Origin of the sequence: Gordonia gummivorans (assembly GCF_022513585.1) — a bacterium.
Classification (GTDB): domain Bacteria; phylum Actinomycetota; class Actinomycetes; order Mycobacteriales; family Mycobacteriaceae; genus Gordonia.
Genome location: NZ_JAKWBF010000024.1, coordinates 36,192 through 56,492 on the forward strand (window position 1 = coordinate 36,192; position 20,301 = coordinate 56,492).

Annotated in this window: 19 protein-coding genes; 13 read left to right on the forward strand and 6 right to left on the reverse strand. The window is 66.1% G+C overall.

Annotation, left to right across the window (positions count from 1 at the left end):
- From MKW15_RS17140 to MKW15_RS17150, 3 genes are all read left to right on the forward strand, one after another.
- On the forward strand, nt 1-1,839 hold the full coding sequence (locus MKW15_RS17140; RefSeq protein WP_240860309.1) for a sulfite reductase subunit alpha: 1,839 nt from the start codon (nt 1-3) through the stop codon (nt 1,837-1,839).
- A 40-nt stretch (nt 1,840-1,879) separates the two neighbouring features.
- Nucleotides 1,880-2,878 (forward strand): ChuX/HutX family heme-like substrate-binding protein, encoded by a 999-nt coding sequence (locus tag MKW15_RS17145; protein WP_240860310.1) that lies wholly within the window; start codon nt 1,880-1,882, stop codon nt 2,876-2,878.
- Nucleotides 2,879-2,971: 93 nt separating this feature from the next.
- The gene (locus MKW15_RS17150) at nt 2,972-4,546 is read left to right on the forward strand and encodes an aspartate:alanine exchanger family transporter (protein WP_240860312.1); all 1,575 of its coding nucleotides are present in this window, start codon (nt 2,972-2,974) and stop codon (nt 4,544-4,546) included.
- A gap of 52 nt (nt 4,547-4,598) precedes the next feature.
- On the opposite strand, the gene rho is transcribed toward MKW15_RS17150, so the two are convergent.
- The 6 genes from rho to argS all read right to left on the reverse strand — a co-directional run bounded on the left by rho (nt 4,599) and on the right by argS (nt 13,364).
- Nucleotides 4,599-6,587, reverse strand: coding sequence for a transcription termination factor Rho (rho, locus tag MKW15_RS17155; protein ID WP_240860314.1), 1,989 nt, complete (start codon nt 6,585-6,587; stop codon nt 4,599-4,601).
- 330 nt (nt 6,588-6,917) lie between these two features.
- Nucleotides 6,918-7,907, reverse strand: a complete 990-nt coding sequence (gene thrB / locus MKW15_RS17160; protein ID WP_240860316.1) for a homoserine kinase — start codon at nt 7,905-7,907, stop codon at nt 6,918-6,920.
- A complete protein-coding gene (thrC, locus tag MKW15_RS17165) occupies nt 7,888-8,967 on the reverse strand; it encodes a threonine synthase (protein ID WP_240860317.1) in 1,080 nt (359 codons plus the stop codon). Before thrC ends, thrB begins: the two co-directional genes overlap by 20 nt.
- The gene (locus MKW15_RS17170) at nt 8,960-10,294 is read right to left on the reverse strand and encodes a homoserine dehydrogenase (RefSeq protein ID WP_240860318.1); all 1,335 of its coding nucleotides are present in this window, start codon (nt 10,292-10,294) and stop codon (nt 8,960-8,962) included. Before MKW15_RS17170 ends, thrC begins: the two co-directional genes overlap by 8 nt.
- Nucleotides 10,294-11,715: a diaminopimelate decarboxylase gene (gene lysA / locus MKW15_RS17175; protein WP_240860319.1), complete on the reverse strand. Its 1,422-nt coding sequence runs from the start codon at nt 11,713-11,715 to the stop codon at nt 10,294-10,296. The genes MKW15_RS17170 and lysA overlap by 1 nt, the downstream gene beginning before the upstream one ends.
- On the reverse strand, nt 11,712-13,364 hold the full coding sequence (gene argS, locus MKW15_RS17180) for an arginine--tRNA ligase (protein WP_240860320.1): 1,653 nt from the start codon (nt 13,362-13,364) through the stop codon (nt 11,712-11,714). The genes lysA and argS overlap by 4 nt, the downstream gene beginning before the upstream one ends.
- Before the next feature lie 188 nt (nt 13,365-13,552).
- Here argS and MKW15_RS17185 point away from each other — a divergent pair, with 188 nt between their 5' ends.
- From MKW15_RS17185 to MKW15_RS17230, 10 genes are all read left to right on the forward strand, one after another.
- Complete coding sequence (locus tag MKW15_RS17185; protein WP_240860321.1) at nt 13,553-14,374, forward strand: DUF3105 domain-containing protein; 822 nt, start codon at nt 13,553-13,555, stop codon at nt 14,372-14,374.
- Nucleotides 14,375-14,389: 15 nt separating this feature from the next.
- Nucleotides 14,390-15,190 (forward strand): DUF305 domain-containing protein, encoded by an 801-nt coding sequence (locus MKW15_RS17190; protein ID WP_240860322.1) that lies wholly within the window; start codon nt 14,390-14,392, stop codon nt 15,188-15,190.
- A 306-nt stretch (nt 15,191-15,496) separates the two neighbouring features.
- Nucleotides 15,497-16,630, forward strand: coding sequence for a tyrosine-type recombinase/integrase (locus MKW15_RS17195; protein ID WP_240860325.1), 1,134 nt, complete (start codon nt 15,497-15,499; stop codon nt 16,628-16,630).
- On the forward strand, nt 16,623-17,135 hold the full coding sequence (locus MKW15_RS17200) for a hypothetical protein (protein WP_240860326.1): 513 nt from the start codon (nt 16,623-16,625) through the stop codon (nt 17,133-17,135). Before MKW15_RS17195 ends, MKW15_RS17200 begins: the two co-directional genes overlap by 8 nt.
- A gap of 111 nt (nt 17,136-17,246) precedes the next feature.
- Nucleotides 17,247-17,444 carry a helix-turn-helix domain-containing protein gene (locus MKW15_RS17205; RefSeq protein WP_240860327.1) on the forward strand — a complete coding sequence of 66 codons (198 nt, stop codon included), beginning with the start codon at nt 17,247-17,249 and terminating at the stop codon, nt 17,442-17,444.
- Between the two features lie 97 nt (nt 17,445-17,541).
- The gene (locus tag MKW15_RS17210; protein WP_240860328.1) at nt 17,542-17,787 is read left to right on the forward strand and encodes a DUF6011 domain-containing protein; all 246 of its coding nucleotides are present in this window, start codon (nt 17,542-17,544) and stop codon (nt 17,785-17,787) included.
- Nucleotides 17,784-18,065: a DUF2742 domain-containing protein gene (locus tag MKW15_RS17215; RefSeq protein WP_240860329.1), complete on the forward strand. Its 282-nt coding sequence runs from the start codon at nt 17,784-17,786 to the stop codon at nt 18,063-18,065. Before MKW15_RS17210 ends, MKW15_RS17215 begins: the two co-directional genes overlap by 4 nt.
- The gene (locus MKW15_RS17220; protein ID WP_240860330.1) at nt 18,062-19,111 is read left to right on the forward strand and encodes an AAA family ATPase; all 1,050 of its coding nucleotides are present in this window, start codon (nt 18,062-18,064) and stop codon (nt 19,109-19,111) included. The genes MKW15_RS17215 and MKW15_RS17220 overlap by 4 nt, the downstream gene beginning before the upstream one ends.
- A 252-nt stretch (nt 19,112-19,363) precedes the next feature.
- The gene (locus MKW15_RS17225; RefSeq protein WP_240860331.1) at nt 19,364-19,684 is read left to right on the forward strand and encodes a transcriptional regulator; all 321 of its coding nucleotides are present in this window, start codon (nt 19,364-19,366) and stop codon (nt 19,682-19,684) included.
- A gap of 93 nt (nt 19,685-19,777) precedes the next feature.
- Nucleotides 19,778-20,044, forward strand: coding sequence for a hypothetical protein (locus tag MKW15_RS17230; protein WP_240860332.1), 267 nt, complete (start codon nt 19,778-19,780; stop codon nt 20,042-20,044).
- Nucleotides 20,045-20,301: the final 257 nt, after the last annotated feature.

Genomic DNA, 20,301 nt, shown 5'->3' on the forward strand with positions numbered 1-20,301 from the left:
ATGCAACTCCCCTACATCCCCACCGACGTCCCGTTCACCGGCGAGCAGAAGGCGTGGCTCGCCGGATTCCTCGCCGGGCTCAACACCCGCATGGCGATGCCCACCGGTGCCGTCGTGGCCGGAGGAGTCGCGACCGCGGCGGCGACCGACGAGCAGTCGGGCCCGGTCGGCCTGCAGATCCTCTACGGGACGCAGACCGGAAACGCAGAGTGGGTGGCCGATACCGCCCAAACCCTGGCGACGACACACGGATTCGACCCCCAGGTGTCCGACATGGCCGACATGGACATGACGACCCTCGCTGCCGTTCGGCGACTCCTGGTGGTGGTCTCGACCTACGGTGAGGGCGACATGCCCGACGATGCCGAGGACTTCTGGCAGGCTCTGGCCGCACCCGACGCGCCGCGCCTCGACGGCCTCTACTACGGCGTGGTCGCGCTCGGTGACTCCATCTACGACGGATTCTGTCAGGCGGGCAAGAACATCGACGCCCGTCTCGCCGAGCTCGGCGCCACCCGGGTGATCGACCGGGTGGACTGCGACATCGACTTCCAGAAGCCGGCCGACGAGTGGCTGGCGAACGCGCTGCCCGCACTCAGCGCCATCGAAACCGATGGTGCACAGGCACACTCGGTGACCACCGCGGAGTCCGTCGCCGGAGTCGAGCCCGCAGCAGCGCCGGCGTCAGATGCGCCCGCCAAGGCCAAGTCCGCAAAGTCCGACTGGGGTCGCAAGAACCCGTATCCCGCCAAGATCCTCGCCAACACCGTGCTGTCCGGACCGACGTCGGACAAAGAGGTCCGGCATGTGGTGATCTCGTTGGGCGACAGCGGCATCGAGTACGAGCCCGGCGACGGCATCAGTATCGCACCGCTCAACGACCCGATCCTCGTCGACAAGGTACTCGCGCGTCTCGGCGCGACCGGCGACGAGATGATCACCGACCGCAAGAGCCAGTACTCGCTGCGGGAGGCGTTGAGCAACCGCTTCGAGATTGCGGCTCCGTCCAAGTACCTCGTCGACTACATCGCCTCGCGCACCGAGGATCCCGAGCTGACCCACCTGTCGGCCACCGGAGACCATGAGGCACTCGACGCGTGGCTGTGGGGTCGTGACGTCCTCGACCTCCTCGAAATCGACTCCACGATCACCATCACACCCGAGGAACTTATCGCCGAACTTCGGCCGTTGGCTCCGCGCGTCTACTCGATCTCGTCGAGCCCACTCGCGCACGCGGGCACCGTGCACATCACCATGGCGACCGTTCGCTACCGCTCCGGTGAAAGACTGCGTGGCGGAGTGTGTTCGACCTACCTGGCCGACCACCGCGACGTCGGCGACACCGTTCCGGTGTTCATCCAGCCCAACAAGTCGTTCCGGCCGCCCGCCGACGACGCCCGTGCCATCATGGTCGGCCCGGGCACCGGTATCGCGCCGTTCCGATCCTTCCTGCACGAGCGGCAGAGCCGGGGCGCGCAGGGCGAGAACTGGCTGTTCTTCGGAGATCAGCATCGTGACAGCGATTTCATCTACGCGGACGAGATCAACCAGTTCGTCACCGACGGCGTTCTCAACCGTCTCGATCTCGCGTTCTCCCGGGACCAGGACCACAAGATCTACGTACAGGACCGGATGCGTGAGCAGGGCGCTGAGCTGTTCGCGTGGCTGCAGGACGGTGCGCATCTGTACGTGTGCGGCGACGCGACCCGGATGGCCCGCGACGTCGAGGACGCGCTCCACCAGATCGTGGCCGAACACGGTTCCCTCGACGAAGAGGGTGCCCAGGACTACGTGGATCAACTCAAGAAGGACAAGCGCTACCTGCGCGACGTCTACTAGACCGCACCACCAGCGACAACGGCAGTTAGGAATGGCAACGATGCCCCACTCCCCCGACGCTCATGACAAGAGCAATCCGACCTGCGGGGCCGATCGCGGTTGTTGCTGTCCGCGTGGACAGCGCACCACGAGCGATCTCGACACCCTGCTGGCGACACCGGGATTCGCGGGCTCGTTGCTGAACTCCGAGGTTGCCACGGTGACACGTCAATTGCCGGCACTCGACAAGGTCGTCGGCGTCACCGTCGCCGGACCGGTGATCATGAACGACGTCGGTATCCACGACGCGCCCGTCAGTATGGGTGGCCCCATCCGGACCGATCCGTCGCGGATCACGTTGCGTCTCAACGCTGCTCGTCTCGGTTCGGCGCTGGTCACCGATCCGGCTGCGCATGTGCCGCCCACCCTGCGACTGTTCGACACCGACGGAAACACCGCACACGCCACCTACCTGACCGAGCACTCCGATCGTCTCGCCTTCGAGTCGCTGTCCCTGGCCGGCGCGCCCGACGGCGACCTGGCCTCCGAAGGCGACCTTGCGGCCGACGTCTCGGGGGCGAGCACGCCGAGCGACGTACCCGCGCCGCAAGCCGACCAGATAGCGCAGTTCGACTCGATACTCGACGACGGAGGGGTGCAACGCCTGTTTTCGCTACCGGCGTTTCGCGAGAATCGCTACACGCGCGTCGAATCGCGGCGTGTCATCGCCGCCCTCGAACACGCCGCCCTGCTGGGTATGCCGATGACGCTGGCAACCGCGGCGCCGGGATGCATCCAGATGCGCCATGACCAGCTGGACGGCGCGCGAGAGCATCGCGGTCAGATGGTCCTCGCCTCTGGCGGCTGCCGAGCGATGATCAACTTCAATCTGGCCACCGAGTGCTGGATCACCTGGTCCCAAGGCGCCTGGGGCGAAACGGGCTCCATCGAGATCTACGACCGGCACGCGCACTGCGCCCTGGTGGCGACGCAGACCGGCACCGTCTCCGCAGCGACCTTCGAGGCCTGGGATCACCTGCTCGGCGACTTGGTCACTTAGACTTGTCACCCCGATCACACCTGGTGGGTACAAGGTCATCAGATCCCGCTGGTGGCCTGCGGCGACCTGACCGGCGGGGCGATACTTGCTTGCATGACGGCGGTCCTGAGCTTCTTTGCTGATCAGCCCTTGCTGTTCACCGCGCTCGTCGTCGGGTTGGGTGTGGCGCTCGGGCGAATCCGCTACCGCGGCGTCGGATTGGGTCCGGCCGCAGTGCTATTCACCGCCATGGTGATCACGGCGTGGGGTACGGCGCTGGATGTGGACATCTCGATCCCGGAGATCTTGGGCAACCTCGGTCTGGTGCTGTTCGCGTTCACCACCGGGCTGATGGCCGGTCCGACGTTCTTCGCGACGTTGCGGACGGCCTGGCATCTGGTCGTCACCGTGACGCTGGTGGTGATCGCTGCCGCCGCGACAGCACAGGGCCTGGGGACGACGTTCGGGCTCTCGCCCACCGCGATCGCGGGTACGTTCGCCGGGGCGGTCACCAATACTCCGGCGCTCGCGGCCACCGGCGGATCACCTCAGGCGACCGTCGGCTACGCGACCACGTATCTGCTCGGTGTGGTGACGATGCTGGTGATGGTGGGGCTCGCGCTGGCGAAGGGACGAGAAGACCCCGATTCCCAGGCAGATGTCGTCGACGTCACGGTCCGTGTCGACCGGCCCGACATCGCCGTCGCCGACCTCCGCAAGCGCCACGGCCATCGGATCACCTTCTCGCGCGTCGCCCACGACTCCACCACCCCGCCGGAGCACGTGCACGACGACAGCATCCTGCACCACGGGGACCTGGTCACCGCCGTCGGGCCTGCCGACGAGGTCGAAAAGGTCGCCGACGAACTCGGACACCGGTCGTCGCACGACCTCACCGCAGACCGCAGCGCGCTGGACTTCCGGCGGATCACGATCTCGGCGCCCCGCCTGGCCGGACGACGCGTGCGGGATCTGGAACTCGACAGACACGACGGTTCCATCACCCGGGTACGACGCGGCGACGAGGATCTGATCGCGAACGTCGACACCGTGCTGCAGCTCGGTGACCGGGTGCGGGTGGTCGCGCCACCCGAACGGATGGCCGACATCGCTCGAGAACTGGGCGATTCGAGCCGCGGAATGACCGAATTGAATGCTGCCGCACTCGGTCTCGGGATCGCGGCCGGTATCGGGCTGGGCGTGATCTCGATCCCCGTGCCATTCGTCGGGTCGCTGTCGCTCGGCGCGGCCGCGGGCACCCTCATCGTCGGACTCGTGTTGGGCCGCCTCGGGCGGATCGGGCCGGTCGCCACATCGATGCCGCTCACCTCGGCTCAGGTGGTGTCCGAGATCGGGCTGCTGCTGTTCCTCGCCTACGCCGGTGAACGGGCCGGCTCACTCATTCTCACCGCACTGACCGGCGGCGAGATCGTCGACATGCTGGTCACGGGCATTGTGACCGCGGCCGTGTTGGGCGTCGGCATGTTTGCCGCATGCCGCTGGGTGCTGCGGGTCGGCAGGTTGCGGATGGCCGGTGTGCTGGCCGGATCACAAACCAACCCGGCCCATCTCGCCTTCGCCAACGCCCGCGGTGGCGGCGACCCGCGCATCGCACTCGGCTATGCGCTCGTATACCCAGCGGCCATGGTGGTGAAGATCATCGCGGCTCAGGTGATCTGCATTCTCTGAGCTGCCCTCAAGCAGCGGGTAGGAGCGTTCACACCTGCGCCGCGGATGGGTCTCACTCGTCGCGCATCGCTCCGGGTGCGTTGGTCTGGACCTGCATCAGGAACTCGATGTTGGTCTTCGACTTCTTGAGCTGGCTGAGCAGCAAATCGATCGCCTGCTGCGAATCGAGGCCCGAGAGCACGCGCCGCAGCTTGTGCATGATCGAGAACTCCTCGGGCGACATCATCAGCTCGTCCTTGCGGGTGCTCGACTGATTGACGTCGACCGCGGGGAACACACGGCGATCGGCGATCTTGCGGTCGAGTTTGAGCTCGGCGTTACCGGTGCCCTTGAACTCCTCGAAGATCACCGTGTCACCCGTCGAACCGGTCTCCACCAGCGCGGAGGCGATGATCGTCAGCGAGCCGCCGTTCTCGATGTTGCGCGCCGCGCCGAGGAAACGCTTCGGCGGGTAGAGCGCAGTCGAATCGACACCACCGGACAGGATTCGGCCCGACGCCGGAGACGCGTTGTTGTAGGCACGACCGAGGCGGGTGATCGAATCGAGCAGGACCACCACGTCCTTGCCGCTCTCCACCAGACGCTTCGCCCGCTCGATCGCCAGCTCGGCGACAGAGGTGTGATCTGACGGCGGACGATCGAAGGTCGAGGCGATGACCTCACCCTTGACCGACCGCTGCATGTCGGTGACCTCTTCCGGACGCTCGTCGACGAGCACCACCATCAGGTGGCATTCCGGGTTGTTGATGGTGATCGCGTTCGCGATGTCCTGCAGGATCGTCGTCTTACCCGCCTTGGGCGGCGACACGATCAGGGCGCGCTGCCCCTTGCCGATCGGCATGATCAGATCGATCACGCGCGTGTCGAGACGCTCGGGCGTCGTCTCCAGGCGCAGTCGCTGGTTCGGGTACAGCGGCGTCAGTTTGCCGAACTCGGGACGCTTCTTGGCCGCCTCGACGTCACCGCCGTTGACGGTGTCGAGACGCACAAGCGGATTGAACTTCTGGCGCTGGTTGGGCTGTTCACCCTCACGCGGCACCTTCACGGCTCCGGTGATGGCGTCGCCGCGGCGCAGGCCGTTCTTGCGGACGAGGTTCATCGACACGTAGACGTCGTTGGGCCCGGCGAGATACCCGGACGTGCGGACGAACGCGTAATTGTCGAGGACATCGAGGATGCCCGCGACCGGCTGCACCACGTCGTCGTCGGAGACCTGGGGTTCGCCGCCGCCCGACGCGTCGTTGCGGTCACGTCCGCGCCGGCGCTCACGGAACCGACGACCGCGGCGACCGCGGCCCGATCCGTCGTCGTCGTCCCGGTTCTGGTTGTTGTCCCGGTTCTGGTTGTTGTTGCCACCCTGGCTGTTACCGCCCTGGTTGGCATTCTGACTGTTGCCGCCCTGGTTGGCGTTCTGGTTGTTGCCGCCCTGGTTGCGGTTGCGGTTCCGGTTGCGCTGGTCGTTTCCGTCGCCACCGTCGGAGTTCCGGACCTCATTGTTCCGGCCTTCGCCCTTCGCGGGCGCCTCAGTGTTTTCGGTCTGGGCCGAATCCTGCTGGGCCGAATCCTTCTGGGCCGACTCCTTCTGGGCCGAATCCTTCTGGGCCGACTCCTTCTGGGCCGAATCGGCCCCGGCCGCAGCCTCGGTCGTCGCGTCGGGCGCTTCAGCGCGCCGGCGCCGTGTGCGCTGCGGTGCGCCGTTGCCCGACGCCGAATCACCGAGTGTCATCTGCTCGGGCTCGGACTTCTTCTCGGGTGCGCTGCGTTCGCCGGCCGGGGCCGACGCCTTGGCAGGGGCCTTCGCGTCCGACGCACCGGCCTGACGCTCCTTGATGGCGGCGATCAGGTCGCCCTTACGCATTCCCGACGTGCCCTTGATGCCGAGTTCACCGGCGACGGTCCGCAGTTCGCTGAGCACCATGCCCGAGAGCCCGGTGCGCTGGGTCGAACGTGCCTTCGTCTTGGTGGCACCTGCGCCACCGGTCGCCGCATCGTCGGCGGAATCGCGGTCGACGGGTGCGGTGATCAGGTCCGTATCAGTCACGGATGTCCTTTCGTTCCTTTCGCGGCTGTATCAGCTGCTCAAGGTCTTGATCTCCCTGCTTGTCACCTCAGGGATGGCCGCCCGCGGTGGGCGGTGAAAACTCTGTTTGGGAGAAATCTGTGTGGGTCCGCTGCGAGCTTGCTCGGGGACTACCGGTGTTTCGACGACCGCCTGAACTGGAATCGGAGGACCCCGACCAAGGGAGGCCGGATAACTTCGATCAGTGATCGGTGGGAAACACGGCAGAGCGCGCCTGAGCGGCTAGACCAGACTATGGTAACTCCGATCGCATGATACCGGCAACACGCCGATGAGGCGAGACCAGGTCTGTCAGGACACAGTGACCTCGACGCCTCCGGCGACCTCCACCGTACGCGGAGTGAAGCCGGACGCTGCGGCGAGTTCACGAATCTCCCCAGGAACCGGCCGCATGCTGAGCACCAGCACGCTGGGTCCGGCGCCCGAGACGGTCGCCGCGAACCCGTGTGCGCGCAGTTTCGCGACGAGTTCGGCCGTCGGGGCCATTGCTGCTGCGCGGTACGGCTGGTGGAGGCGGTCGTCGGAAGCAGCCATCAGGCAGGTGGGGTCCGCCGTCAGCGCCACCACCGCCAGTGCCGAACGGCTGAGGTTGAAGATGGCGTCGGCGCGCGGGACGGTGTCGGGGAGCAGCCCCCGGGTGAACGACGTCGACGACTCCGTGTCGGGAACGAAGACCGTGGCCCCGATGTCGGGGTGCACCTGCAGTCGACGCGCCTGATAGCGGGGCGCATCGGCGGTGTCCGCAGTCCACGTCACCACCGCCGACCCGTACACACTGGCGGCGGCGTTGTCCGGGTGCCCCTCGAACTCGCTCGACAACTGCACCAGTTCATCCGCCGACAGACCGTCGCCGATCCCCGACGCAGAGATGAGGCCCGACGCGGCGGCCAACCCCGACACCGCCGCGGCCGCCGACGAACCAAGTCCGCGCGAATGAGGAATGTCGTTGCGGCAGTGGAGTTTCAAGCCGGGGGCGGAGATTCCCGCATACTCCAGTCCACGGGTCAGGGCGCGCGCCACCAGATGGCTGCCGTCCCGGGGCACGTCGCCGGCACCCTCCCCGTCGACCTCCACCTCGATGTCACCACCGGGTACGGTCACCACCGTCACCTCGTCGTAGACACCCAAAGCGATTCCCAGACAATCGAACCCGGGACCCAGATTCGCACTCGACGCCGGTACGCGGACCTGGATCGACAGGCCCTCGGGTAGTCGGCCACCAGAGGTGGCGGTCTCGGCGGCGTCGGTGGTCACGGTCGACTCAGGCCACGCCGAGGGCATGCGCCACCGCCACCGGATCCACCGGAATCGCTTCCACTTCAGGCATCCCCGACAACGCGGTATCGGGATCCTTGAGCCCGTTCCCGGTGACGGTGCAGACCACCGTGGACCCTGCCGACACCCAGCCGTCGGCGCGCGCCGCCAGCAGGCCGGCGACACTCGCCGCCGACGCCGGTTCTACGAACACACCTTCTTTGCCGGCCACGAGACGATAAGCCTCCAAAAGCTTTTCGTCGGTGGCAGCCCGGAACTGGCCGTTCGAGTCATCCTTCGCGGCGACCGCCTGATTCCAACTGGCGGGCGACCCGATGCGAATCGCGGTCGCGATGGTCTCCGGGTTCTTCACCGGCGCACCGTTCACGAGCGGCGCGGCGCCGGCCGCCTGCACACCGAGCATGCGCGGCAGGCGATCGCTGATGCCGTCGGCGTGATACTCGGTGTAGCCCTTCCAATATGCGGTGATGTTCCCGGCGTTGCCGACGGGCAGCGCGTGCACGTCGGGAGCGCGGCCGAGGACGTCCACGATCTCGAAGGCCGCCGTCTTCTGTCCTTCGATGCGAGCGGGATTCACCGAGTTGACCAGTTCGATCTCGGTGAACTCGGCGGTCGCCTTACGGGCCATCTCCAGACAGTCGTCGAAGTTGCCCTGAACTTGAATGATCTTGGCGCCGTGCATGACTGCCTGAGCCAACTTGCCCATGGCGATCTTGCCCTCCGGGATGAGGACCGCGCACGTGATCCCGGCGCGGGTCGCATACGCCGCTGCCGACGCCGAGGTGTTCCCGGTGGAGGCGCAGAGCACTGCGGTCTTACCGTTGTTGACCGCGTTGCTGACCGCCATCGTCATACCGCGATCCTTGAACGACCCGGTCGGGTTGAGGCCCTCGACCTTGAGGTAGACCTCGCAGTCGGTCAGCGCCGAGAGGTGCGGTGCACTGATCAGCGGGGTCCCACCCTCGAGTAGCGTGACGACCTTCCAGTCATCGGCCACCGGCAGTCGGGACCGATAGGCCTCGATCAGACCCGGCCACGCGGTGTGCACGGGCGTCGCTTCAGTCATCGGTTCCTTCCAATCGCAGAACACTCGACACCTTGATCACGGCGTCCATGTCTTCCAGCGCCGCAACGCATTCCGATTGCGCCCGGTCGGGCGCCCGGTGCGTCACGACGATCAGGCGGGCGTTGTCGCCGGCCCCCTCCTGCCGCACCGCGGCAATGCTGACCGACCGCTTGCTGAACTCACCCGCCACTTGGGCGAGCACACCCGGACGATCGGCGACCTGCATCGATACGTAGTACCGGGTGGGCACGTCGTCGATCGAGGCGATGGGCAGCGACGCATAGGTGGATTCGAGCGGACCACGCCCGCCGTGCACCTTGTTGCGAGCGGCCATCACCATGTCACCGAGCACCGCCGACGCGGTCGGAGCGCCACCGGCACCCTGGCCGTAGAACATCAGCCGTCCGGCGTTCTCCGCCTCGACCACCACGGCGTTGAAGGCGCCGTTCACCGACGCCAGCGGATGTGTGAGCGGGATGAGTGCGGGATAGACGCGGGCCGACACCCGCTCCGAGCCGTCGGCGTCGTGAATCCGCTCGCAGATGGACAGGAGTTTGACGGTGCAGTCGAACTTCTTGGCGGCCACCAGATCATCGGAGGTCACCGACGAGATGCCCTCGCGGTACACGTCGGCGGCGGTCACCCGTGTGTGGAACGCGATCGAGGCCAAGATGGCTGCCTTGGCCGCCGCGTCGAATCCCTCGACGTCGGCGGTCGGGTCGGCCTCGGCATAGCCGAGGCGGCCGGCCTCGGCCAGCGTGGCGTGGTAGTCGGCGCCGGTCTCGTCCATCGCCGACAGGATGAAGTTGGTGGTGCCGTTGACGATTCCGGCCACCCGCTCGACCGTGTCACCGGCCAGCGACTGCATCAGGGGACGCACCACCGGGATGGCGCCGGCCACGGCGGCCTCGAAGTAGAGATCGACCTTGGCCTGCGCCGCCGCCGTCGCCAGCTCGCCCGTGTACTCGGCGAGCAGCGCCTTGTTGGCGGTGACGACCGACTTCCCGGCCTCGAGCGCAGCCCGGATCAGGCCGCGGGCCGGGTCGATCCCGCCCATCAGCTCGACGACGATGTCGACATCGTCGCGTGCGACCAGCGATTCCGGGTCGTCGGTCAGGAGTTCCTGCGCGATCTTGCGGGGCCGGCTCAGGTCGCGGACCGCAACACCGCGCAGGCGGACCGGCGCTCCGACGCGTGACTGGAGGTCGGCGGCGTTGTCTGTGATGATGCGTACCACCTCGGCGCCGACATTTCCCATGCCGAGAACCGCGATCCCGATGGATCGGTCTGATTCGAGCGAGTCCGGCTCGAGCTTGTCGTCTGCCATCACTGGCTCACCTCCAGGCTGAAGAAGTCGTCAATGTTCTCGCGCCGCAACAGCAGTCGGTCGGCGCCGTTCGCAATCGCCACGACCGGCGGGCGCATCGTCATGTTGTATCGGCTCGACATCGAATAGCAGTAGGCGCCAGTGGCTGCCACCGCGATGAGGTCTCCGGGCGCCAGATCATCCGGCAGCCAACAATCCTTGATGACGATGTCGCCACTCTCACAATGCTTCCCGACGACGCGGCTGACCACCGCGCGCGCCGACGAGACCCGCGAGACCAGACGGACGTCGTATTCGGCCTGGTAGAGCACGGTTCGGATGTTGTCGCTCATCCCGCCGTCGACGGACACGTAGCGCCGAACCGCACCGCCGCCGAGCGCCACATCCTTGATGGTGCCCACCCGGTACAGCGTCACCGTTCCCGGTCCGGCGATCGCCCGGCCGGGTTCCACGGCAATGGTCGGCATCGGCAGACCTACGGCAGCCGACTCACGACGCACAATGGCCGCCAGCGTCTCGGCAACCGCACCGATCGGCAGCGGATCCTCTTCGGGGAGATACGAGATACCCAGTCCCCCACCGAGATCGACGATGGACATCTGCGACGTCTTGTCGACGCCGAATTCGGCGACGACGTCGTGCAAAAGACCCAGCACGCGGTGCGCGGCGAGTTCGAAACCGTCCATGTCGAAGATCTGCGAACCGATGTGACTGTGCAGACCGACGAGCCTCAGGTTGTCGGTGGCGAACACCCGCCGCACCGCGTCCATCGCTACCCCACCGGCGAGCGCGAAGCCGAACTTCTGGTCTTCGTGTGCGGTCGAGATGAATTCGTGTGTGTGCGCCTCGACACCCACCGTCACGCGGACAAGGACATCGGCGACCAGGCCACGTTCGCCGGCCAGCGCGTCGAGCCGATCGATCTCCACGAAGGAGTCGAGGACGACATGGCCGACGCCGGCATCGAGTGCCGCGGCGAGTTCGGCGACACTCTTGTTGTTGCCGTGCATGGCGATTCGCTCGGGCGGGAATCCGGCGCGCAGCGCGATGGCGAGTTCACCGCCGGAGCAGACGTCCAGCGACAACCCTTCCTCATGCACCCAGCGGGCGATCTCGGTACACAGGAATGCCTTGGATGCGTAGTGAACTCGACCGTAGGGCCCGAACGCCGACACCATGTCGGCACACCGCGACCGGAAATCGGCTTCGTCGATCGCGAAGAGCGGCGTCCCGTACTCCTCGGCGAGCGCAGAGACCGCGACACCCGCGATCTCCAGTTCGCCCGCGTCGTTGCGGAGTGCATTGCGCGGCCACACATTTGCGGGGATCTCGGCGAGCTGCGACGGATCGCTGGGCCGCTGCGCGAGATGTGGCGCGGCGAGCAGTTCGGCGTGCCGGGGTCCGGCCGGGTGCGCGCTCACATGCGCTCCGGTGCGCTCACGCCGACCAGGTCGAGACCGTTGGCCAGGACCTGACGGGTCGCCGAGCAGAGCGCCAGTCGAGCGCGGTGGATGTCGGCGGGCGGTTCGTCGCCCTGTGGGAGCACCCGGCAGCGTGCGTAGAAGCGGTGATAGGCACCTGCCAGCGATTCCAGGTAGCGGCAGACGCGATGCGGTTCGCGCAGGGTCGCCGCGGTTGCCACCACCTCGTCGAAATCGCCGATGGTGCGGATCAATTCGCCCTCGGCAGGATCGTCGAGCAGATCGATGTGCGCGACGTCGGCGGCAAGTCCGAGCTCGGCGGCGTTGCGCGACAACGCACTCAGACGTGCGTGCGCGTATTGCACGTAATAGACCGGGTTCTCGTTGGACTGCTTGGTGAGCAGATCCAGATCGATGTCGATGTTGACGTCGACCGACGACCGGATGAGCGAATAGCGCGCGCCGTCGACGCCGACGGCCTCCACGAGGTCGTCGAGGGTGATGACGGTTCCCGCGCGCTTGCTCATCCGGACCGGCTTGCCGTCGCGGACGAGGTTCACCATCTGCCCGATCAGTACTTCGACGACGTCGGGATCGTCGCCGAGCGCGGCCGCGGCAGCCTTGAGCCGGCTGATGTAGCCGTGGTGGTCGGCACCGAGCATGTAGATGCACAGGTTGAAGCCGCGGTTGCGCTTGTCGCGGATATAGGCGATGTCGCCGGCGATGTAGGCGGCGTTGCCGTCGCTCTTGATGACAACCCGATCCTTGTCGTCACCGAACTCCGTGGACCGGAGCCACCAGGCGCCGTCCTTCTCGTAGATCTTGCCGTTGGCCTTGAGCTCGGCGATGCACTCGTCCACCAGGCCGGACGTGAACATGCTGTCCTCGTGGGTGAACACGTCGAAGTCGGTGCCGAACTCGTGCAGGCTCTCCTTGATGTGGTCGAACATGAGCACGACGCCCACCGACCGGAAGGTCTCGACCCGCTCATCGGCCGCTTGGTCAAGGACGTCGGGCACCCGCGACACGATCTGCTTCGCGATGTCGGCGATGTAGGCCCCGGCATAGCCGTCCTCGGGGGTCGGCTGCCCGAGGGCCGCCGCTTCCAGGGACCGCGCGAACCGGTCGATCTGCGCGCCGTGGTCGTTGAAGTAGTACTCGCGTGTCACGTCGGCACCGCGGGCCTGCAGAACCCGTCCGAGTGCATCGCCGACGGCCGCCCAGCGCGTGCCACCGAGGTGGATGGGCCCGGTGGGGTTGGCCGACACGAACTCGAGGTTGATGACCGATCCGTCCAGGTCGTCTCCCCGGCCGTAGCGTTCGGCCTGCTCGAGGACCGTCGTGATCACGGTGTTCTGCGCGGCCGCCGCCAGCCACAGATTCACGAACCCGGGCCCTGCGATCTCGGCCTTCTCGACGCCATCGGCGGCCGAGTAGGCCTCGGCGAGCCACCCGGCCAACTCGCGCGGAGCAACGCCGAGGCGCTTGCCCAATTGCAGCGCGATGTTGGTCGAGTAGTCGCCGTGGTCGGCATGACGTGGACGCTCGACGCCGACGGAATCGGGTACGAGCGTCTCGTCCAGACCGTGGTCACGAACCACGGTCAGTGTCACGGCCGCGAGCAGCGCGGCAAGGTCGGCGGGAGTCACAGAGCACCATCTTATTGGCCCGCCGACTCACGCAGACAATCGCCCGGTCCCAGTGGCCACAACGGGCACGCGTCGGCGCACAAGTAGACTGTCCACGCCGCGTGGCATGACGGCGCCCGGGGTGGTCGATGGTGGCGCCAAGCGGTAACACAACGCGGTGTCGAGTAGCGGGATACAGAGAGAGATACATGGCGGGCAAAGCCGGGGCACACGTCCCCAAGACCAGTAAGAGCGGCAAGTCGCCGTCGGGCGGCATCGACTGGATGATGGTGGGCGCGGTCGTGGTGGTCGTCGCATTGGTCGCCGGACTCGCCATTTATCTGGTGCCGCGGTTCCTCGACAAGCGTGCCGAGGAAGAGGCCGCGCGGATCGCGCCGGAAACCATCTCCGAGTTCGTTCCGACACCGGCCAATCCCGATCCCTCCGACAAGATCGAGGGCATCGTCAAGCGCTACTACCCGGCCGCCACGCACACCGAGAAGCGGGTCGCCTACGACCAGTCGCCGCCGTTCGGCGGTCCGCACGACGCCATCTGGGCGACCTGTACCGGCATCGTCTACCCGAACCCGATCCGCTCGGAGAACGCGGTCCACGCACTCGAGCACGGGTCGGTGTGGATCACCTACAACCCGGACACGATCTCGTCGGGCGATCTCGACTACCTCAAGAATCTGGTTCGCGGCGAGCAGTACCTGTTCATGTCGCCCTACCCGGGCCTGAGCACCCCGTTGTCATTGCAGAGCTGGGGACATCAGCTCAAGCTCGACTCCGCCAAGGATCCGCGGGTGAATCAGTTCATCACCGCGCTGCGACGCAACCCCATGACCAATGTGTACCGCGAGAATCCGCAGGCATCGGCGTACCCCGAGGTTCAGGCGACCTGTGGGCCGACCCCGGGCTTCGACCCGTCGAACCCGCCGCCGGCCGACCAGGGCCCGCCCGGGCCGGACGCCTTCCCGATGGACGGCAAGCCCGCTGCGCCCGTGACGCAGCCGATGCCGACCGGCTAGGAGAAGGTGAATTCGATGACCGAGAGCCCTGAATCTCACGATGACGCGACGACCGTCGCTGCCGAGCCCGAATCTGCCGAGGCAGCCGAGCCCGCTTCGCGCAGTCGACTCCTGCTCGCCCTGGCCGGCGTGGCGATCCTGCTCGTCGGCGTCGGACTCGGGCTGGTGATCCAGGCCAGCTTCGCCGACGACGCGAGCACCGAGGACCGACCCGCCGCCGACTCGGCCGCGGTCGGTTTCGCTCAGGACATGTCGGCTCACCACCAGCAGGGTGTGGAGATGGCGTCGATCATCTACCGCACCGGCGAGGACATCCAGGTGCGATCGCTCGCCTACGACATCTTGACCACGCAGAGCAACGAGATCGGGCAGATGCAGTCGTGGCTGACGCGGTGGGGCTATCCGCTCGACAACCCGGGTGAGCACATGGCCTGGATGGGCCACGACATGGGCGGTATGTCCGAGGACGGCCACCATCACGATCACGGCGACATGAGCGGCATGCCGATGCCGTCGGGAACTCCGGCTCCCGCAGCCACCGATCAGCCGATGATGCCCGGCATGGCGACTCAGGCCGAGATGGCCAAGCTGTACAGCCTGCGCGGCGCCGAGGCCGACACCTACTTCCTGCAACTCATGCTGCGCCACCACGAGGGCGGCACGCCGATGATGCAGTACGCCGCGAACCCGGAGAACGTCGACGAGGACTACGTGCGCTCCCTCGCCACGTCGATGATCAACACCCAGGGCAACGAGATCAACACCATCAAAACGATGCTGGCGCAACGCAATGCGCAGCCGTTGCCGATGAACTGATCTCCACCCAGGCACGTCGCCGAAGAAAGTAGGGGAAGAAACTCTTCCCCTACCCTTGGAGTCCTCCCCCAGAAACTTCTAGGGGACGACTAAGAACCCCGGGGAACAAGTTCTTCCCCCAGATTTTGTGGTGCCCCCGGCAGGATTCGAACCTGCTCGGAATGATCCTGCCGTTGTAGCCGATGCGCTGGCGTTTCGCTGCTCTCACCTGCTGATACGTCACGATACACTAGTGCCAGGAATTGTCACGGATTGCCGGAAAGTGACACACGGAACGCTCATTGGATCGCACGAAATGAGGCGCTTATGGCGGGCAAGAAGGGTCATCGCGGCTGGGGATACATCCGCAAGCTCCCCTCTGGACGCCTCCAAGCGTCCTATGTCGGTCCCGATCTCGTGCGGCACACAGCGCCGACGACCTACACCCACCGGATCGACGCCGAGGGCTGGCTGTCCAATGAGCGCCGGAAGATCGAGATGGATGTGTGGGAGCCGCCTGCGCTGGCTCGCGAGCGTGCCAAGGCCCGCATCATCACCCTCGCCGAGTACGCCGACCGCTGGGTTGATGAACGGCAGCTCAAGCCCCGCACTCGATCCGGCTACAAGGATCTCTTGCGGCTGCACATCAAACCGACCCTCGGCAACGTCGCGATGAAAAACATATTGGCCGGCACCATCCGCTCGTGGCACTCCGGGCTCGGCACCGAGTACCCGCGACGCAACTCTCACGCCTATGGCCTGCTCCACGCGATCATGGCGACCGCGGCCGCTGACGGCGTGATCGCCGCGAACCCGTGCACCATCCCGCGGGCGATGAACCCGCCGCGCAAGCGAGACCCCATGATCCCGACCGTCGCCGAGGTCGCCGAGCTGGCCGACGTGATCCGCCCCGAGCGGTTCCGGGCGCTCATCCTGCTAGCCGCCTGGTGCGGCGTCCGCTGGGGCGAGGTAACCGAGCTGCGCCGCAGCGACTTGACCGAGGGTTGCGAGGTGCTGCAAGTCAGTCGCGCTGTCACGCGCCGAGATGGCCAATACCGGGTGGACTCAACGAAGTCGGGACGCGGCCGCGCTGTTGTCGTTCCCCCGCACATCCGCGACGACATACAGCACCACCTCGACACGCACGTCGGCGAGGAACCCGACGCGCTGCTCTTTCCGTCCGCACGCGGCAAGCACCTCAACGATCGGACCTTCCGCCGCGAGTATTACGCTCACGCGCTCGAATCAATTGGCAAGCCTGACATGCACATTCACGATCTACGCCATTTTGCGGGCACCCAGGCGGCGCGCGTAGGAAACCTCGTCGAGACGATGGGCAGGCTCGGGCACAGCACTGTACGCGCATCTCTGATCTATCAGCAGATCGTGACCGGGCGAGACGCCGAAGTCGCTAAGGCACTTTCTGCGCTCGCAACGGAGGGAGTACCCGGCGATGAGTGACAACGGCGACCTCGAATCCGCTTGGAACCAACTACTTGCGATCAGGTCGAAGGCCGACTTACGGCGGCTCACGGCCCACGAGACCGTGTGCGGGCAATGCGGTACTCAAGTGCTTGCGGTCTACAACACAGACCCGATGTGCTTCCGAATCACGCAGCGCGCCGGATTCGAGAACTACACGCCCGAAATGAAGCCGGTTGAGCTGCCTGACCTCTGCGACGTCATAGAGAGCTCAGGCCTAACCGAGGACGAGTTCTTCGCCGCGAGTGTCGAGAACTACAAGGCCATCGTGACCGACTATCGGAAGCAAATGTCCCCGAAATGGGCGCTCAACCGGAAGTCCAAACACCTTGACCGGCCACGCCTTTGGGCTGAGATCGCGGAGGGTGTCGAGACCGACGTTGAGCTGTCTCTCACTTGCAAGTGCACAGCATCCCTCAAAGTTCCCTACCTCGTCATCGTCAGCGACGTCGCAACACGCCGACGTAAGCGTGTCATCAAATGACCGCCTAATCGACTACTGTGTCACCTATCGTCAGGCGGTGATCGCGAAGCCCACCAAGGGGCACCGAAGACTCAAAGGGCGTGCGAGTCAGATCCATCATGGAGCTGACGCATGCCCAGAACACCAACCTTGCGACGTCTCGAATCCATCACGGTCGCAGCCGAATACGCTGACGTCTCGACACGCACACTCCGCCGCTACATCGCATCCGGCCGGCTGACGGCCTACCGGGTAGGTCCGCGACTCATCAAGGTCGACCTCAACGACCTCGACGCCATGATGCGTCTCGTTGGTGGCGGTGCCGCATGAGCACCGATCCGGACTACAGCCAGCTCGACGCGCTCGCTGATCTCGGCGTCACCGATCACCAGGACGAGGCGATCGGCGGTGACACGGAGTGATTGCAATGAGAAACCCCGCCGGGGCGAACGGCGGGGCTCCGAAAGATTCAGCGGGTGGCGGGAATCTCGACGTCGATTCTATCAACCTCGACGCCTACTTGGACCCAGCCGACCGCCTGATGTTGGCCGCGTTGCGTGAGGGAAACTACGTCCTCGCCGTCGTCTGCCGTGTGTGCGGCTCCCCGCTGACCGCGAAACGATCACGCCAGCTCGGCGTCGGCCCGCAATGCCGTAAGCGGGTGGCCGGATGAGCCTCACCTATCCCGAAGCGCTCGATATCCGTGCGCGTCTGGTGCATCTGCCGATGCCGGATGGAATCGACCGGGCACAGTTCAGCGCCCTGTTGACGGCCGGTGTCCGCGACGTGCTGCTCGCCGAGCTCGACGCGCTCGACGAGATCCGCGCACGCAAGGATGCCGCGGTCGAGGTGTCCTGCGCGTTGCCGTGGGGCGACGCCGGCCGCCGCATCGCGAACCGACGCCAGTGGCTCGCAGCGAACCCCTGGGCCAAGCGCGAGGTGATCGGATGAATCTCCCCAGAGGATGGATACGTGGATCGGATGCACCGAAGTCGCGGCCGGTGAAATGGCTTGTCCCTGAACGTCTCGCCCGCGGTCACGTGACGTATCTGTTCGGCAATGAGGGCATCGGCAAGTCGACATGGTGGGTGCGCGAAGTAGCCAAGCTCACCGCGCTACGGCTGTACGTGGTTCTCATCATCACCGAAGACGGCTGGGAAGATTCCGCACGGCCGCGCATGGAAGCGGCCGGTGTGAACCTCGACTACGTGCTCGTGCTCAACGTCGCCGAAGATGACGACGATTTCGAGATGGGCATACCCGGTCCGGGATACTTGGCCGATCTCAACGGACTCCCCGACATCGCGCTCGTCGTCGTCGACGGACTCGCCGACGCCACAGCAGTCGTCAACGGCGGACTACCCAAGGCCACCGAGTGGCGGCCCGTAATCAACGCGTGGAAGCGGTACGCCCGCAAGCGCAACGCAGCGGTCCTCACCCTGGGGCACACGAACAGGGACACGCTCAACGGCACTCGCGGCGCGGTCGGACTCTCCGGTCAGATCCGGCAGAGCATCCGGCTCAACCTGCTCGCCCAGCGCGACGAGGACGGCCGTCTGGCGATCGGCGTGGAGAAGTCGAACATCTGTCGCGACGATCAGCCGGCCGAACTGTTCGACATCACCGAGGTCACCGCGGAAGGCATCACGATCACCGTGGCTCGTCCGGTGGGCATCGCTGAGCAGTCAGCTAAGGAGATGTTCTCGACGATGGCCGCCCAATCACAGGTGGCCGAGGACGAGGCCGAAAGTGAACGGGTCGACGGCTGCGCGGCCGACCTACTCGGCGTCGTCGAAAAGGAATGCGACGGGAGCGGCTGGCTGCTCGCCACCGACGCCTCGGACCTTCTCCGTAAGGGTCAGGCCGCCAGCAAGACGAAGTGGTCGGACTCGCAGATCGGGCGTGCGCGCACGAACTGCATCAAGAAGAAGTTCATCGAAGCCAGCCGCCGCGACAACCCCAAGGGCCCGTGGTTCTGGCGTCTGATCCCGGAGTAGGTGCGTTGTGGCTCTGACCAGCACAAACACGTGCGTTGTGGACTGCGTTCTGGTGCGTTCTGGTGCGTTCTGGACCGCAGACCACAAAACCCCAGGTCAGAGCCACAACGCACCACCGCGCACCACAACGCACACCAGAACGCAGACAAAACCGCAGGTCACGCCCACAACGCACACAACGCACGGAGGAAACGAAGCAACCATGTCTCCTGAATGGAAGATCACGGAGCTCGTCGACGAGGACGGCGACCTGTGAGGCACGCCCGCACCGTCGAACCCGGTCCGGTGAGTCTGCTCGCCGCGATCCTGGAGGGAACGGCCGACCTGTCCGGGGCGCCATGCATCGGCCGACCCGAGCTGTTCGACGCGCGGCGCCCCGACGAGGACGCCGACGACACAGCTTTCCGGCACCGAGCCGCCGTCCGGCTCTGCCACCGATGCACGGCGTTCACCCGGTGCCGCGATTGGGCCAGCACCGCAGACCTCGACGAGTCCGTAGTGGCCGGCCGAATCCCCGACCCACCCATCCACGGCAAACCTGGACACCCACCCAACAAAGTGTCCAGATTCTGAGCATAAAAAAGCCGTGCTCCCCGAGCGGGCGTACCCCCCTGTCGACCGCAGGGATTCTGACCCCCCTACCCCCTTCTGGAAGGAAAACGACCGATGACCGACAACCAGATCACCAACCGACGACGCGCAGCCCTGATTCTGCGTGCGCAGCTCGATGACGACACGTCCGGTGCTCGTGCGGTGCTCGATGAGGCGTGGGCGGACGGCTGTGAGGCGGCGCTGTGCGGCATCATCGCCTCGTTAACGACGGCACTGACCGAGCAACTCGCCTACGCGACTGGCGGCAATCTGGAGGCCGCGAAGAAGACCGTGGATCTCACCTTGCTTGACTTGAGTGTCGATCCGGGTGGCCAGCGGTGACGGGCGAGGGGGGTACGCCCCCGGACCCCACCCCGGCCGACCCGGCGGGCGCTACCCGCCGAGCTGTGCGAGTGCGGTTCGATGACGAGCTGGGCGATTTCGTCCGCGAGGTCGTGGACGTGCCCGCAGACGCCTGGGAGCACTGGGACGACCGGGTATGGCACCGTCAGCCGCCGCGATGACCCGCGCAAAGGTGTTCGATGCACGTGAGTCGTCCTGTGGTGCTGATACTCTCGGCAGTGGAGACGTCGCCAGCT